At 39.8% G+C, this 16,798-nt stretch carries 15 protein-coding genes and 1 pseudogene; all 16 read left to right on the top strand.

Annotated features, from left to right (window positions below):
- The first annotated feature begins 32 nt into the window (after window positions 1-32).
- The 16 genes and pseudogenes from NSTCB13_RS08625 (at window position 33) to NSTCB13_RS08550 (ending at window position 16,793) form a co-directional block, all read left to right on the top strand.
- Window positions 33-1,592: a tetratricopeptide repeat protein gene (locus NSTCB13_RS08625; RefSeq protein ID WP_448272008.1), complete on the top strand. Its 1,560-nt coding sequence runs from the start codon at window positions 33-35 to the stop codon at window positions 1,590-1,592.
- Window positions 1,576-2,577: a glycosyltransferase family 2 protein gene (locus NSTCB13_RS08620; RefSeq protein WP_448272007.1), complete on the top strand. Its 1,002-nt coding sequence runs from the start codon at window positions 1,576-1,578 to the stop codon at window positions 2,575-2,577. Before NSTCB13_RS08625 ends, NSTCB13_RS08620 begins: the two co-directional genes overlap by 17 nt.
- Before the next feature lie 3 nt (window positions 2,578-2,580).
- Window positions 2,581-3,609: an NAD-dependent epimerase/dehydratase family protein gene (locus NSTCB13_RS08615; RefSeq protein WP_448272006.1), complete on the top strand. Its 1,029-nt coding sequence runs from the start codon at window positions 2,581-2,583 to the stop codon at window positions 3,607-3,609.
- 19 nt (window positions 3,610-3,628) lie between these two features.
- The gene (locus NSTCB13_RS08610) at window positions 3,629-4,894 is read left to right on the top strand and encodes a methyltransferase domain-containing protein (protein WP_448272005.1); all 1,266 of its coding nucleotides are present in this window, start codon (window positions 3,629-3,631) and stop codon (window positions 4,892-4,894) included.
- A 39-nt stretch (window positions 4,895-4,933) separates the two neighbouring features.
- Window positions 4,934-5,428, top strand: a complete 495-nt coding sequence (locus tag NSTCB13_RS08605; RefSeq protein ID WP_448272004.1) for a sugar phosphate nucleotidyltransferase — start codon at window positions 4,934-4,936, stop codon at window positions 5,426-5,428.
- Window position 5,429: 1 nt separating this feature from the next.
- A complete protein-coding gene (locus NSTCB13_RS08600; RefSeq protein WP_448272003.1) occupies window positions 5,430-5,732 on the top strand; it encodes a hypothetical protein in 303 nt (100 codons plus the stop codon).
- Window positions 5,733-5,743: 11 nt separating this feature from the next.
- Window positions 5,744-6,382, top strand: coding sequence for a PIG-L deacetylase family protein (locus NSTCB13_RS08595; RefSeq protein WP_448272002.1), 639 nt, complete (start codon window positions 5,744-5,746; stop codon window positions 6,380-6,382).
- Between the two features lie 45 nt (window positions 6,383-6,427).
- Window positions 6,428-6,985 (top strand): dTDP-4-dehydrorhamnose 3,5-epimerase, encoded by a 558-nt coding sequence (rfbC, locus tag NSTCB13_RS08590; RefSeq protein WP_445629171.1) that lies wholly within the window; start codon window positions 6,428-6,430, stop codon window positions 6,983-6,985.
- 155 nt (window positions 6,986-7,140) lie between these two features.
- A complete protein-coding gene (locus NSTCB13_RS08585; protein WP_448272001.1) occupies window positions 7,141-8,025 on the top strand; it encodes a hypothetical protein in 885 nt (294 codons plus the stop codon).
- A 35-nt stretch (window positions 8,026-8,060) separates the two neighbouring features.
- Complete coding sequence (locus NSTCB13_RS08580; protein WP_448271999.1) at window positions 8,061-8,369, top strand: NAD-dependent epimerase/dehydratase family protein; 309 nt, start codon at window positions 8,061-8,063, stop codon at window positions 8,367-8,369.
- Entirely contained in the window at window positions 8,341-8,979 is a 639-nt protein-coding gene (locus tag NSTCB13_RS08575; RefSeq protein WP_448271998.1) for an NAD-dependent epimerase/dehydratase family protein, read from the top strand. Before NSTCB13_RS08580 ends, NSTCB13_RS08575 begins: the two co-directional genes overlap by 29 nt.
- A 168-nt stretch (window positions 8,980-9,147) precedes the next feature.
- Entirely contained in the window at window positions 9,148-10,497 is a 1,350-nt protein-coding gene (locus NSTCB13_RS08570) for a DUF4910 domain-containing protein (RefSeq protein WP_448271997.1), read from the top strand.
- Window positions 10,498-10,893: 396 nt separating this feature from the next.
- Window positions 10,894-11,061 (top strand): CopG family transcriptional regulator, encoded by a 168-nt coding sequence (locus tag NSTCB13_RS08565; RefSeq protein WP_322662451.1) that lies wholly within the window; start codon window positions 10,894-10,896, stop codon window positions 11,059-11,061.
- A 665-nt stretch (window positions 11,062-11,726) separates the two neighbouring features.
- A complete protein-coding gene (locus NSTCB13_RS08560) occupies window positions 11,727-13,385 on the top strand; it encodes a ShlB/FhaC/HecB family hemolysin secretion/activation protein (protein ID WP_448271996.1) in 1,659 nt (552 codons plus the stop codon).
- Between the two features lie 209 nt (window positions 13,386-13,594).
- Window positions 13,595-14,212, top strand: coding sequence for a Uma2 family endonuclease (locus tag NSTCB13_RS08555; RefSeq protein WP_448271995.1), 618 nt, complete (start codon window positions 13,595-13,597; stop codon window positions 14,210-14,212).
- 105 nt (window positions 14,213-14,317) lie between these two features.
- A pseudogene (locus NSTCB13_RS08550) lies at window positions 14,318-16,793 on the top strand (two-partner secretion domain-containing protein).
- Window positions 16,794-16,798 lie beyond the last annotated feature (5 nt).

The raw sequence follows: 16,798 nt of genomic DNA, 5'->3' as shown, positions 1-16,798 counted from the left end.
GCAAAAATTTTCGAGTTTTGGACTAAAAAACTATGTCAATTAGTCAAGTTGAGCATCCTACTATAAATACTTCATCTTTTGAGCCACAAAATCGACAAGATGGGATCAGCGGTCTGATGCGAGTTCGTAATGAAGAGGAATTTTTGGCACCAACGATCGAATCTTGGATTGATTATGTTGATGAATTGGTAATTGTGTTTCATCAGTGTACAGACAAAACTCCTCAAATAATAGAGGCATTTACACAAAAATACCCTCAGAAAATACGGGCTTTTCATTACTTACCTCACGTCTATTCGTTTAGTACAAAAGAACAAGTTGAATTGGATGTAAACAACATTCATTCTTTCGTTTTTTATTCTAATTTTGGTCTAAGTCAGACGCAGTATAAAATTTGCGTTTATATCGACGGCGATTGCATAGGTATTCCTGATAAATTAAAAATTATTTATAATTATTTGAAGCAAAATCCTCTGCAAAATACAGCCTTATTTTTTTCAGGAGTAAATTTATATCAACGTCCAAACGATCCCAACTACTACACAAATTTAAAATGTGTTGCTTCTGGTGATGGAGATGTGGCATATTGGACAGTTTCACCACAAAATATTTTCGATAAAAATGCCAAAATTCCATTCTGTGAAGCAATTCAATTTCAAGGCATCACACCTTATTATTTAGGCTTTATTTTCTGGCACACACATTGGTTAAAGAAGAACGCATTTTCGAGAAATGGCGGCAGAGAATTAGATGGTGAGCTTTTAGAAAAACTGAACGATATGGAGAAAAGAAATAGAGATAAAGAATTAATTTTATTATCTCCAAAATTTAAGCAAGAAAATAAAAATTTTCAAAATATTCCTTACCAAAAGTTTCTCTTGTATTTCGATTTTGCTTCTCTGCCTGATGTAATAGACCTAGAGTCCAAGCTAGTAGCAAGACATAATAACTTGGGTTATACTTTAGAACAACAAGGTAAGTTTGAGGAAGCAGTTACTTGTTATCAAAAAGCCTTAGAACTTCAACCCAACTTTGCCGAAGCAGAAGTCAACTTAGGCAACGCCCTAAACGCCCAAGGGAAACTATCAAAAGCTCAACAAGCAGACTACGCGGATTTGAATCAGAAATTTGCACATTCTTGCACGATCGCAGGGGATTTGAAGAAAGCAATTAATTATTATCGTCAAGCGATCGCTCTTGACCCAAATTCGCCAGAGACATATTATAGCTTAGGCAACATCCTGCAAGAAGAAGCTGAATGGTCAGAAGCGATCGCCTCATATCGCCAAGCCCTAAAACTCAATCCCTTAAACTGGAACATCTACATTCGTTTGAGTCAGGTTTACCAAGCTCAAAACAAGAGAGCAGAGGCGATTTCTGTGTATCGTCAGGCATTAACTTTACTCAATCCTCACTATGCCAAAGCCGTATCTGCTTACTTTGATGCTGCCATCACTCCAGAAATCCTCGTTACTCCCCCGATTCCTCAAAGTGAGGTTACTGTTGGCGACTATCAGTTTCCAGCAATTCCACCTGTAACAGACCCCAGACAAACCTCGACCATTTTGGACTGTAGTGATTCCGGTATATAACCGCACCGATTATCTCCTGGAATGTCTGGCTAGCGTCTTAGTGCAATGGCCTGGGGCAGAGCAGATGGAAATTCTGGTAATGGATAATGCCAGTACAACACCGTTGTTCGATCTAGTAAATAGTATTGGGGGAGGAGTAATCCGCTACTACCGCAATCAAGAAAATATTGGTGGAGCGAGAAATTATAACGCCGGGATTGCCCTAAGTCGCGGTCAGTGGGTGCATGTTCTCCATGATGATGACTGTGTACTTCCAGGTTTTTATGAACGCCTCCAGCAAAGTCTGGCAACTTGCCCAGATACAGTTGGGGTTGGTTGTACCGGTTTTGAATATATGAACGAAAAAGGAGCAACGATCAACACAGGAGAAGTAGTTTCGGTGTATGGAGAACACAGAGGCATCATGACAAATTGGCTGTCCCAGATTGGTGTCTGTGGTCTAGTAACCATACCTGCAATAGTCATTCGTCGAACCGCTTACGAACAGTTAGGAGGGCATTACCCGCACTTAACTGAAATTTCTGACTGGGAAATATTTAAACGCTATGCTGCTAATTACGATTGGTGGTACGAACCAGGCATTTTGGCACGTTATCGCGAACATACCCAAAAATTGACATCTGCAAATTGGCTTTCTGGAAAGATGCCAAAAGCTATCCGCCATGCGATTGAAATTTCTGATACCTATTTTCCCATTGAGCAGCGCGCCAAGATTACCGCCCAAGCTCGCAGCCAAAATTTCAACTATTGTCTGACACGAGCAGCAATTCCTCTCCAGGTGGGCAATATCGCCGGAGCTTTGTCTATACTGCAAGAGTCCCTCAAAATAGATCGCTCCCCACAAGCAGTAGCAAAGTTATTCGCTTTGTTGACTCAAGATGAAGCCGCTCCCCTACGCGAAGCAATCATTGCTAAGTTGCTATTAGCACCTATAGACAATATTCCTACTGAATTAAAACCCCCACAAACTGCGATCGCACTATAGGATATGAAAATACTTGTAACTGGAACTGAAGGTTATATCGGCTCATTATTAGCTCCCCTCTTGATCCAACAAGGTCATGAAGTTATTGGTTTAGATACTGGCTTTTATAAAGTAGGTTGGCTATATAACGGCACCAAGGTAACTGCCAAAACCCTCAACAAAGACATCCGCCACATTACAATAGAAGACCTACAAGGCGTAGAAGCAATAGTTCACATGGCAGAACTCTCTAACGATCCTTTAGGTCAGTTAGCCCCTGATATCACCTACGATATCAACCACAAAGGCTCAGTACATATAGCGAAACTGGCGAAAGCAGCCGGAATCCAACGCTTTGTCTATACTTCATCATGCAGTGTCTATGGTTTTGCCACTGAAGACTACGTTAGCGAAGAGTCCGCCATCAATCCCCAAACAGCTTATGCCAAATGCAAAGCACTTGTCGAACAGGATGTGAAACTCCTTGCTGATGATGGCTTTTCTCCCACTTTTCTCCGAAATGCTACAGCCTATGGCGCTTCTCCCAGAATGCGCTTTGATATTGTCTTAAACAATCTAGCCGGTTGGGCATGGACAATTAAAGAAATCAAGATGAATAGCGACGGTACACCTTGGCGTCCCTTAGTGCATTTATTGGATATCTGCAAAGCAATTATCTGTACCTTAGAAGCTCCGCGCGATCTAATTCACAATCAAATTTTCAATGTCGGCGATACAAATAGCAACTATCAAGTCAAACAAATTGCTCAAATAGTTGCAGATGTCTTTACAGATTGTCAATTGAGCTTTGGTAAACACGATCCTGATAACCGCAGCTACCGGGTTTTATTTAATAAAATTAACGAAAATTTACCAGGATTCAAATGTGAATGGGATGCCCATCGCGGTGCCCAACAACTATATAATGTCTTCCAGCAAATTGATATGGATAGAGGAACATTTGAGTCTAGAGGCTTTACTCGCCTGAAACAATTAGAATACCTCATTCGCACTCAGCAAATCGATCGAGATTTCTTTTGGCAGACTGTTTAAAAATTTCATATAATAAGTTATGAATTTACTTCAGCCAACAAATAATCAATTAATAACTGGTAACTGTCTATTCTGTGGGACAGGCTTACACCATACCTTCGTAGATTTAGGTATGTCTCCTCCCTGCGAAAGTTATCGTAGTCTCAAACAACTCAATGAAGTAGAGCCATTTTATCCTCTGCATGTCTATGTTTGTGAGAAGTGTTTTTTAGTTCAACTCCAAGAATACATTAGTCCAGAAAATATTTTTAGTGACTACGCTTACTTCTCTTCCTACTCTGATAGCTGGTTACAACACGCCAAACAATACGTTGATTTAGTAGTAGAACGTTTCCAATTAAACCAGGAAAGTCAGGTCATAGAAATTGCTAGCAATGATGGCTACTTACTGCAATACTTTGTTGCCAAAAACATCCCGGCGCTGGGAATAGAACCAGCAGCAAATGTTGCTGAGGTAGCAATTCAAAAAGGTATTCCTACAGTTGTCAAATTTTTTGGACAGGAGACAGCAAAAGAACAAGTCGCTAAGGGCAAACAAGCAGATTTATTACTCGGAAATAATGTCCTTGCTCATACACCATATCTCAATGATTTTGTCAAAGGGATGAAAATTATCCTCAAACCGCATGGTGTAATTACTATGGAGTTTCCCCACCTGATGCGGTTAATCGAGGAAAATCAGTTTGATACTATTTACCACGAGCATTTCTCTTATTTTTCTTTTCTTACCGTAGACAAGATTTTTGCTGCTCACGGTTTGACAATTTTTGATGTAGAAGAATTAACTACTCATGGTGGTTCTTTGAGAATTTATGCCCGCCACAATGAAGACTCTTCTAAACCCGTTACTCAGCAAGTATCAGAACTGAAAAATCGAGAAGAAGCGGCTGGTTTTACGCAATTAGAATACTATTTTTCCTTTGGAGAAAAAGTTAAAGAAACTAAACGCAACTTATTAGATTTTTTGATCGAAGTTAAACGAAAGGGAAAATGGATTGTTGGTTACGGTGCTCCAGGTAAGGGAAATACTCTCTTAAACTATTGCGGTATCCGTACAGATTTCCTTGACTATACAGTAGACCGCAATCCTTATAAACAGGGTCAATTTTTACCAGGCACTCATATTCCGATTTTTCATCCAGACAAAATTGCCGAAACCAAGCCTGACTATATACTAATTTTGCCCTGGAATCTGAAAAATGAAATTATGACACAAATGGCTTACATTCGGGATTGGGGAGGTCAATTTGTTGTACCAATTCCGGAAGTTAATGTCTACTCTTAAGTATTTAATATTTTTGCTCGTCAAAAAGGGGTAAGTGACATGAAAGTAGTTTTATTTTGCGGTGGTTTAGGAGCCAGAATGAGAGAATATTCAGAAAGTATTCCTAAGCCAATGGTGAATATTGGTTATCGGCCAATATTATGGCATGTCATGAAATATTATGCTCACTATGGGCACAAGGATTTTATTTTATGTCTTGGTTACAAGTCTGACCTAATTAAAAGCTATTTTTTGAATTACAATGAATGGCTTTCTAATAACTTTAGCCTTTCCAATGGAAGCAAAATTGAGTTGTTTAATCGAGATATTCAAGATTGGAATATCACATTTGTAGATACAGGGTTAACTGCCAACATTGGTCAAAGATTCAAAGCAGTAGAAAAGTATCTAGAAGGAGAAGAAGTATTTTTAGCTAACTACAGTGATGGTTTGACAGACTTACATTTACCAACGTATATCAATAATTTTTATCAGCGTGATAAAATCGGTAGTTTTTTGTGTGTCAGACCCAAGCCAAACTTTCCACTTAGTTGATATGCAAGAAGATGGTTTGGTAAAAAATATCCAAGATGTAAAGCAATGTGATATTTGGATTAATGGAGGATATTTTATCTTTAAAAAAGAGATTTTTAACTACATAAATTATGGTGAAGAACTTGTCCTTGAGCCTTTTCAAAGATTGATTGCTAAAGAAGAACTTTTTGCATATAAATACACTGGCTTTTTCGGAGTAATGGATACGTTTAAAGAGAAACAACAGTTGGATGATATGTATGCTCAAGGTAGAAGACCTTGGGAAGTTTGGGGAGATCAACAAGTACAAGTCGACCATATATGATCCAACTGAGGTTGAATAAGACAGAAGAATCTGAGTACAAAATTCTTTGTCTCGGTTCTCATTGTGATGATATCGAGATTGGTTGTGGAGGCACAATCTTAAAGCTGATAGAGAGTTATCAAGATGTTATTATCTATTGGGTTGTCTTTAGTTCTAATGAACAAAGAGCAGAAGAAGCAACTGCAAGCGCTAATCTATTCTTAAAAGAAATCCCAATCAAGAAAATTATCATTAAAAATTTTCGAGATGGCTTTCTGCCTTTTGCAGGAATAGAGGTAAAGGAATGTTTTGAACAGTTGAAGCAAGAATTTTCACCAGATATCATCTTTACTCATCATCGAGACGATCGCCACCAAGATCACCGCTTAATTTCTGACTTGACTTGGAATACTTTTAGAAATCATTTAATTCTAGAATATGAAATACCCAAATATGATGGTGATTTGGGTATTCCTAATTTCTTTGTTCATTTAAATGAAACACTCTGCCATCGAAAAATTCAATATATTTTGGATGCGTTTGCTACCCAAAATAATAAGCAGTGGTTTACAGAAGAGACTTTTCGTGCAATTCTCAGAATTCGTGGGATTGAATCCAATTCACCGAGTAAATATGCTGAAGCATTTTACTGTCGAAAAATGTTTTTCTAAAAAATTAGAAAGAATTTTAATTTCTTTTCATAATTTGTAATATTTATGATCTTTACTGAAACTAAAATAAAAGAAGCATTTATTGTTGATTTAGAACTGCACCAAGATATTCGGGGCTTTTTTGCTCGGAGTTTCTGTACTCAGGAATTTCAAGATCGTGGCTTAAAACCTACTATTGCCCAATGCAATTTATCTTTTAACTATAAAAAAGGAACATTGCGGGGTATGCATTATCAAATGCCTCCTTCTCAGGAAACAAAATTGGTGCGTTGTATCAGGGGAGCTATTTATGATGTAATTATCGATTTGCGTCCAGATTCTCCTAGCTATTTATCTCATATTGGTATAGAGTTAACTGCTGAAAATCGTCTTGCTCTCTATATCCCAGATAGGTGTGCTCACGGTTTTCAAACTCTCAGCGATGAGACGGAGGTGATGTATCAAATGGGTGACTTTTATGCACCAGAATATGCTGGCGGGTATCGCTATGATGACCCAGCTTTTGGTATTGAATGGCCTCTATCTGTGACTGAAATTTCTGATAAAGATCGGGCTTGGAGTTTATTTGAATCGAAAGAAATTGTAACGCCTACGGTAATGTAAGACTTTTAAGAGCAATTTAAAAATATATACTTGCTGAGTAAATATAGGATTAGGAACGCACAGAGGCACAGAGAGACAGAAAATCAAAATTTGAAAAATTTTGATTTTCATACTTAACACTGTGTTCAAACTTTGTTACAGCAAATGAGGGCGAAGTGAGTACAATTTATTTTGATTCGATTTTTAGTGATGAAATCAGACGCAAGCATCTTTATAATGGACAAATGTTTGTCTTTTCTCCTTGCGCCAGTGCGATCGCTCTATGTGATTTTGCTCGTGGCATGGTTGAAGAAGCATTTGCCCCTTTAGATCCCAGAGAAGCACAACATAGCTTGCCTGTAGAGAAATACGTTGATATTTTAGCACAACTCAAGCCAGCTTTTATCCATCACCCTGAATCTAAACAACTTATTCAAGGCATCTTGAAAGAAAGTGGATGTGACTTGAACAAAACGTATTTCGATGTACCTCGCCTGAGAACAGCAACCAGCGATCGCTATCTGACTGCTGGCATTGCTTACGCTTTCCATCCTCATCGTGACACCTGGTACTCTGCTCCTCAGTGCCAGATCAACTGGTGGATTCCCGTCTATGATATTACCCCAGAGAATGCAATGGCATTCCATCCGCGCTACTGGAGTCAACCAGTTAAGAATACCTCAAGAGATTATAACTACGCTCAGTGGATTAAAGAAAGTCGCAAAAATGCGGCACAGCACATTCAAACAGATACGCGCAAGCAACCCCATGCGGAAGAAACTTTAGAAATGGAGCCGCAATTGCGGTTAATTACACAAGTCGGTGGCATGATTCTCTTTTCAGGAGCGCAGATGCACTCCACTATTCCCAACACATCAGGATATACCCGTTTTAGTATTGACTTTAGAACTGTACATTTTGATGATGTCATAGCTCAAAAGGGTGCGCCAAATATTGATTCAGCTTGTACAGGAACTTCTTTAGGCGACTTCTTACGAGGCACTGACTTCTATCCGATTACTGACACATTGTTGTTGTCTACAACAAACAATCTCTTGTAGAATAACTTTTGTTTTCCCAACTCCAGTCTGTATAAATGGTGAACTCTGTTGAAAAATTGTCTGGACAAACAATACTAATTACAGGTGCTAGCGGATTTCTAGGATCTCATTTAGTCCGTCATTTATGCCACGATGGTGCAGAAGTACATGCTGTTTCTCGCAGTTTTCATCCTTCTGATATCCGCAGCTTGCGATGGTGGCAGGGTGACATGGAAGACATTAAGTTTGTTCACAATCTTTTCCACAGCATTAAACCTGACCCTCATCTTCCATTTATCCGGTCTTGTAACAGCAGTTCCGAATCTAGAGTTCATATTGCCTACCTTTCACAGTTTACTGACTAGTACTATTAACTTATTGACGGTAGCTGCCGAAATTGGTTGTAGTCGCATTGTGTTAATAGCTTCTTTAGAGGAACCAGAACAAGATCGTCCTGAAGTAGTTCCTTCTTCTCCTTACGCTATTGCGAAATTTGCTAGCAGTACTTATGGTCGGATGTTCCATCGACTCTATCAGACACCTGTAGTTCTTGTTAGACCCTTTATGACCTATGGGCCAGGACAAAATGTGTATAAAATCATTCCTTCTGTTATTCTTTCCTTGTTGCAAGGGCAAGCTCCAAAACTTAGTAGTGGAAAGCGTCAAGTTGATTGGATTTATATCGATGACGTAATTGCAGGACTTCTGGCTGCAACACAAGTTCCTAGTATAGAGGGTTGTACATTCGACTTAGGTTCGGGAGAACTAGTACCCATTCATGCAGTTGTGTCCCAGCTTATTAATCTGGTTAACCCTCAAATCCAGCCTCTATTTGGTGCTTTACCTGAGCGGCCGATGGAAAGAATAAGAGTAGCTGATACGACTTATACATACGATAAACTCGGTTGGCAACCTTCAATTCCTCTAAATAAGGGCTTGGAATTGACTGTAAATTGGTATACAAAACATCATTAAAAATTCAAAATTCAAAACTTGTACTGAGCTTGTCAAAGTATTCAAAATTAAAGACAGTTTGAGTTGAAAATTTAAACCCTAACTCAATTGATACTATGTGTAGACATAAAGATACCCCTTGATTTCAGGATAAAAGATTAGATACACAAGTTAGTAAGGATTCTATTTATGGTTGCAGATATTCAGAATATTAATTTAGTCGAGCTAAAAAATTCTTTGAACTTAAAGGATATTAGTCTAGAAATTTACCAACTAATTTCTGATTTATATCCCATTTGCCGTAGTATTACAGGTAATGGTTTTAGAGAAACTTTAAAAATTCTCCAGCAGTATATTCCTTTGTCAGTTCATGAAGTGCCAACCGGAACAGAAGTATTTGATTGGACAGTTCCTAATGAGTGGAATATTAAAGATGCCTATATTAAAAACTCTCAAGGTGAAAAGATTGTAGATTTTACTAATTCAAATTTGCACGTTGTTAACTATAGTATTCCTATACATCAAAAAATATCTCTTCCAGAACTTAAATCACATCTATTTACACTTGTTGATTATCCTAATTGGATTCCTTACCGAACTTCATATTACAAGGAAAGTTGGGGTTTTTGCCTGACTCATAATCAGTATTTGCAACTAGAAGATGAAGAATACGAAGTATGTATTGATTCTTCTTTGCAATCTGGTTATCTGACTTATGGGGAGTACTATATTCCAGGAGACAGTACTGATGAAATTTTAATTTCTTGCCATGCCTGTCATCCTTCACTGTGTAATGATAATCTTTCGGGAATTGCGATCGCTACTTTTCTGGCTAGATATTTAAGTCAAACTACACCAAGATATTCCTATAGATTTCTTTGGATTCCCGGAACCATTGGCTCAATTACATGGTTGGCTCTCAATGAAGCTCAAGTCAATAACATTAAACATGGTTTGGTATTAACTTGTTTAGGAGATGCAGGCAACTTTACTTACAAAAAAAGCCGTAGAGGTAACACTGAAATCGATAAAGTTGCTGCTTATGTACTCAAAAATTCCAAACAAGATCACAAAATTATAGATTTCTTCCCCTATGGTTATGATGAGCGACAATATTGCTCGCCTGGATTTAATTTAGCTGTAGGTTGCTTCATGCGATCGCCTCATGGTAGTTTTCCTGAATACCATACCTCAGCAGACAATTTAAATTTCGTTCAACCCCAATATCTAGCCGAGTCATTCTTTCAATGTCATTCGATGTTGCATATCCTCAACAACAACGAAATCTACTACAACCAAAATCCTAAATGTGAGCCACAGTTAGGTAAAAGAGGAATATATCGGGCAGTTGGTGGTAACAAAGATAGCGGGCTAAATGAAATGGCAATCCTATGGGTTTTAAATTTATCTGACGGTCAGCATACTTTATTAGATATTGCAGAAAAGTCGGGAATGTCATTTGATGTAATTAAATCTGCTGCCGATACATTATTAACACATGACTTATTGAAGAAGAATTCAGAAGTCAGAATGGGCTAAACCTTAGCTATCCGCTAACAAAAGTCAGAATCAATGTTAACAATTAAAACCAACTAAGCACAGCTAACGCTGATTTCGTAGCGAATAGACTCAAAACTTACTTTGCGCTCCTTTGCGCTATACTCTGTGTCCCTCTGCGTTTCAACGTTCTGTGAGAATACTTATTTTGTATTCATCTATTTAATATTATTTTTACATCCTATTTATAATTACTGCTTAGAAAGTAGCTTAACTTTATAATCTAGAACATACTTCATATTTTCGCTATTGCTGGGAAAAATATCCTATTTAACTTCATGATTACTTGAACTAAATGTCATTACTTATACCATTGTAAGAGCAGTTTAGATGATTGATATTAGAGAAGTAGTTTCAAAAACATACCTTGTCTAGTTCATGAATAAAAAATGGGCTGTTAAACGACTTACAATCAATCTCACATCAGGCGAGGCACAGAAGCTTGAACAATACTGTTCAACCACTGGCAGACCAGCAACTGATGTAATTCGGGAGTTAATTCGCTCTCTTTATCCTAAAGATGAAAAAGCCTCTGAAAGCTCATGAATCAAACTGCACAAAAGTGAAACAGGATAAGTACATTTTAATTTGTCAGTGAAATATGATGCTTAACAGTTATCAGCTAACAGTGAATCCCTATAAGTAAAGTTAGGGAATTTAAATCAGAATACTCTCTTACAAAGTTCAGAGCCGAGGAAATCTTCGCTCTGACTTTTGCTTTGGACATTGTGCAATCATTTTGATACACTTGCATAATTAAAAATATCAAATTAATTGAATAAAAGGTAGAATTCAGCATCAAGATGTTCTTACTAACTTGCTTACTTATAGCGGTAGTGAGTCTGCAAGTGTTTTGTAAACCACCAAATTTCAAATTTTGTGGCTGTTTTTAAGCAGTAATTTATCCATTTTTTCGCGCAAAATACCCTTATTGTATCTGGCTCTCCTCCTGAACTATTTTTTGACAATTAGTAATATTACTGATCTTTTCGGAAAATTTTTAAGTTAGATATAGTACTTACCACTTATTTACTTATACTTTCCAAAGTATTAAGAATTTAATCCCTAATTTATTTAATTACAAATAATGATTAAAAAAACCTTGGTTATAAATCAGCCAAAGGTAAGCAAGTTCGTGGGCGAACTGAGGATTTTTGCTGGATTTATAACACTCAGCTTTGCGATCGCCGCAATATTGTGTAACTATCAGGATGCAATCGCCCAAACTCCTGAACCTCAGACGTTACCCGCAGGGTCAGTTAGACGATCTTCCTGAGACTCCGTTACCCTCGGATGTACTACCCAAGCCACCAGACGAAAATCAATTGCTTCCATCCCTAAAACTACCGAATCAGCCGATTCTGGAGCAGAATGACCCTAATACCAAATTTCGGGTCGATCGCATTGAAGTTTTGGGCAGTACAGTTTTTAAAGCAGAACAATTTGCCGCTGTCACAAATCCCTTTGTGGGACGGGAACTGACATTTTCAGAGTTGTTGCAAGTTAAAGATGCCATCACCAAACTCTACACTGATAACGGCTATGTCACCACAGGCGCATTGATTGCACCGCAGACAATAGAAGCTGGAACAATCAAAATTCAGGTGATTGAGGGTAGTTTGCAAGAAATTAAGATTGTCGGTAATAGGCGATTACACACTCAATACATTCGCGATCGCATCAAACTTGGTGCGGGAAAACCCTTAAATGTACCGCACTTAATAGAAAAGCTGCAACTACTCCGTCTCGATCCGCGGATTCAAAACCTGTCAGCCGAGTTGCAGACAGGCGTGCAACCGGGAACCAATGTGTTGCAAGTGGAGGTTAAAGAAGCAGAAACTTTTAAACTGGCAGCAAGCCTGGATAATGGGCGATCGCCAAGTGTCGGCAGTTTTCGCCGGGGAGTGGATCTGCAAGAAGCCAATTTATTGGGCTTAGGCGATACCCTGAGTGTGGGATACGCCAATACCGATGGCAGTAATACAATTGATCTCAACTACACGCTGCCGATTAATGCCCACAATGGCACTGTATCCTTCGGTTTTAGCCAGGGATGGAACCGTGTGATTGAAAAACCATTCAGTGTCCTTGATATTCAGTCAAATACCCGCTCTTACGAATTGGGCTATCGGCAACCACTGATCCAAAAACCAACCCAAGAGTTGGCAGTCGGGCTATCGTTCTCGCGCCAGGAAAGTCAAACTGAGTTGGGTATTGATAACATTGGGCCGTTTCGCCTCTCCCCAGGTGCAGATGCGAACGGAAAAACCAATATTTCTGCCCTGCGCTTTTTTCAAGAATATACTCAGCGAAGCAACCAGTATGTTTTTGCGGCGCGATCGCAATTGAGTTTTGGTGTAGATTGGTTCGATGCAAATATCAGTGAGAATGAACCAGATAGCCGCTTTTTCGCCTGGCGAGGACAGGCGCAGTGGGTACAGCAATTAGCACCAGATACTCTATTTTTAGCTAGGGGCGATTTCCAATTGGCAACAGATTCCTTAGTGCCTTTAGAGCAATTTGGTCTAGGTGGACAGCTAAGTGTACGGGGCTATCGCCAAGATGCATTACTCACAGATAATGGCTTGTTATTTTCGGCGGAATTTCGAGTCCCAATTGTCCGCGCTGCCAAAATTGGCGGAGTGCTGCAACTGACACCCTTCATTGATGTAGGTAAAGGCTGGAATACCAAAGGCGAAAATCCATCACCGAGTACGCTTGTTAGTACTGGGTTGGGGCTGTTATGGAAACAGGGTGATGACTTCTTGGCCCGCATAGATTGGGGCATTCCTTTGATTTCAGTGGACGGGGAAAGGCGATCGCTCCAAGAAAATGGCTTGTACTTTTCACTGCGTTATTCCCCGTTTTGAAGCGAGCGTTTCAAAACTATACTGTTTTGGGCAACCTAAAATACAAGGTATAAATAAAGGCTTGGTCTGGTATCGCAACGCCCAGGGCAAAATTGAATTAATTGCGGCTCAACCAACCCATGTACAACCATCTTTAACCTGCACTGCAATGCCAAACTAATAATCAGCCTCGATGTTGAAAATGCTAAAGTCAAAGCGGAGGTTTTGATATGGCTCAAGCTTTAACTCAACTATTTACCTTTGAAGAATTTATCGAATGGCTGCCAGAAAATGCTGGAAAGCGTTATGAGTTACACGATGGGATAATTGTTGAAATGTCTCAGCCAAGCGGAAAACATGAGAAAGTTACGGGATTTTTAGCAGGAGAAATTACCGTTGAATATAAACGCTTGCAATTACCATATTTTATTCCCAAAACAGCATTAGTAAAACCACCAAGGAAATCATCTGGTTACTTACCGGATGTAGTTTTAATCAACGATGCTAATTTACATAACGAGGAATTGTGGGAAAAAGAATCTACCGTGACTCAAAGCCAATCAATTCCTTTAATTATCGAGGTAGTGAGTACAAACTGGGAAGACGATTATTACACCAAATTAGGGAATTATGAAGTCATGAAGATTCCCGAATATTGGATTGTTGATTATGCAGCTTTCGGAGCCAGAAAATTTATCGGTAATCCTAAACAGCCGACCATTTCTATTTATCATCTCGTTGATGAAGAATATCAAGTAGCGCAATTTAGGAATTCGGAACATATTATATCCCCTACTTTTCCAGATTTAAAACTGACTGCTAATCAAGTTTTTAATTGTACTTTGTAGAGCTTTTTTGGGTATTTTAAAATACAAAGTATCAATAAAGGCTTGGTGATGAGTACGACCCCTCTTTGGTTAGTTCTATGTAGTGGAATAGTACCATTAATAGTAATGCCACTTCGGTGCGGCTTTGCGATCGCTCAAGTAACTCTTGATGGCACCTTCAACACCACTGTCTCTCAAAGTGGCAATAACTTCACCATCAACAACGGGAATCGAGTTGGCAACAACCTCTTCCACAGCTTCAGCCAATTCTCAATTCCTACCAACGGCTCGGCTTTCTTCAATAATGCCGCAGATGTGCAAAATATCTTCAGTCGTGTCACAGGTGGTAGTGCGTCTAATATCGATGGATTAATCCGTGCCAACGGTAGCGCCAATTTATTCCTGCTCAATCCTGCGGGTATTTTGTTTGGGGCCAATGCCCAACTGAATATTGGTGGATCGTTTGTTGGTACAACTGCAACCAGCATTAAGTTCTCTGACGGGGTGGAGTTTAGTGCTACCAACACGACACCAGCCCCTTTGTTGACGATCAATGCGCCAGTTGGCTTACAATTTGGTAGTAATCCAGGAGCCATTACCGTCCAAGGATCGGGACACAATGCCCAATTAGGCGACTCACTTCAGGTTTCTGGATTAAACCTCGGTACTAGAGGATTACAGTTGCAATCTGGAAAGACACTGGCATTGCTGGGTGGGAATGTTGCCTTAGATGGAGGATTGCTCTCCGCACCAGGAGGGCAAATAGAATTAGGTAGCATCACTAACGGAAGCGTTGCCCTCAATTCCATCCCCGAAGGATTTGCACTGAGTTATCCAAATGCTGCGAGTTTTGGCGATATTCAGATAACTCAACGAGCTTTAGCATCTACACGCGACCTCAGTGGGCAAAGGGGAGGAGCCATCCAAATTCAGGGTAAACAGGTCAGCATCCGAGATGGTTCGCTGATATTAGTGCAAAATCGCAGCAATCAAACTGCTGGTGATATTGCAATCAATGCCACAGAGTCCCTCCAGATTATCGGCAAGTCTCCTGATTTTAAAAGTTCCAGCAGTTTAATTAATGAAACTATATCCCCAGGTGCAGCAGGGAATATTATCATTACCACCCCACAGTTGAATATTGACGGGGGTGGGTATATCTTAAACCGTACCTTTAGCACAGCACCGGGTGGCAATATTGCAATAAATACTAATGAAATGCGGGTGAATGGTTTTGCATTTGGCGATCCTTCTCCTTTTCGAGCAGTCAGCCAGATATTAGCTGCTTCCTATGGGGCTGGAAAAGGTGGAAATGTTAACATCTCCACTCAAAACCTGTCTATTTTAGCTGGCGGCAATATAGCAGCAAGACCCTACGCTTCAGGAAATGGCGGCGATCTGATCGTCAAGGCAGATACAATTCAGGTGACAAATGAGGGAGCGCCAAAGGGTTTTTATTTTAGTCTGTTGTCTACTGCCACATTCGGGTTTGGTAATGCAGGGGATTTGAAAATCGATACCCGCAAGCTGTCGGTTCAAGCTGGCGGCAGAGTGTCAGCTTCTAGCATCGTTTTAGGAAATGCGGGTTCACTGACTATCAATGCGGCTGAATCGATTGATGTGAATGGTGTCAAAGATGCAGCAAATTCCAGCTATATTGGTACTGCTGTTCGTCCTGTTTTTGGAGTTTCCAGCGCTACTTCAGGTAACAGCACGATTAACACCCCACTTCTTAATATCAGTAATGGTGCAACAGTTTTTGTCCAAAACCTTGGCTCCGGTAAAGCTGGTACTTTAAACATTCAGGCGAACACTTTACGACTCGACAATGGAGCCAGTATTTCAGCATCCACAAAAGCAGGCGGTGGTGGTAACACTAATTTACAACTGCGGGATCTACTACTGATGCGTCATGGCAGCTTTATCAGTGCAGAAGCAGGTAGCAGTGGTAATGGTGGCAATATTGCGATTAATGCTCCCAACATTGTGGGTTTAGAAAATAGTGACATTATTGCCAATGCTGTGAAAGGAAAGGGTGGCAATATTCAAATCGCAACCCAAGGGATTATCGGACTCAAGTTCCGTCCCCAACTCACTCCCGAAAATGACATTACCGCTAGTTCTCAATTTGGGGTTAGCGGTACCGTTCAAATCAATAATTTTGGTGTCGATCCAAACTCTGGGTTAGTTCAATTACCAACCAATGTAACCGATCCATCGCAACAAATAGCCAGTGGTTGTTCTGCAAACCAAGGCAGTCGATTTGTGGCAACGGGACGGGGTGGTGTGCCGCAAAATCCCAATCAAGATGTGACAAGCGATGTCTACGACGGGCTACGCCTAAGCACTTGGGTCTGATGTCCGCGATATCTCTGAATATCGCAAAACTGGGGAAGTCACAGCACAAATACCTGAATCTTCAAAGGTTCTTGTCCAAGCTACTTCCTGGCATCGGAACACCCAGGGCAAAATTGAGTTAATTGCGGCTCAACCAACCCATGTACAACCATATTTAACCTGTGGGGCACAAACTGAAGTTCCAGCCATTGCAATGCCTGCGGCAAATTTCGTTTTTAGAAAGCCACACCAAGATGACAACTAAAACTG

The organism is Nostoc sp. DSM 114160, assembly GCF_053470305.1.
This window is presented reverse-complemented; position numbering and strand designations above follow the sequence as displayed.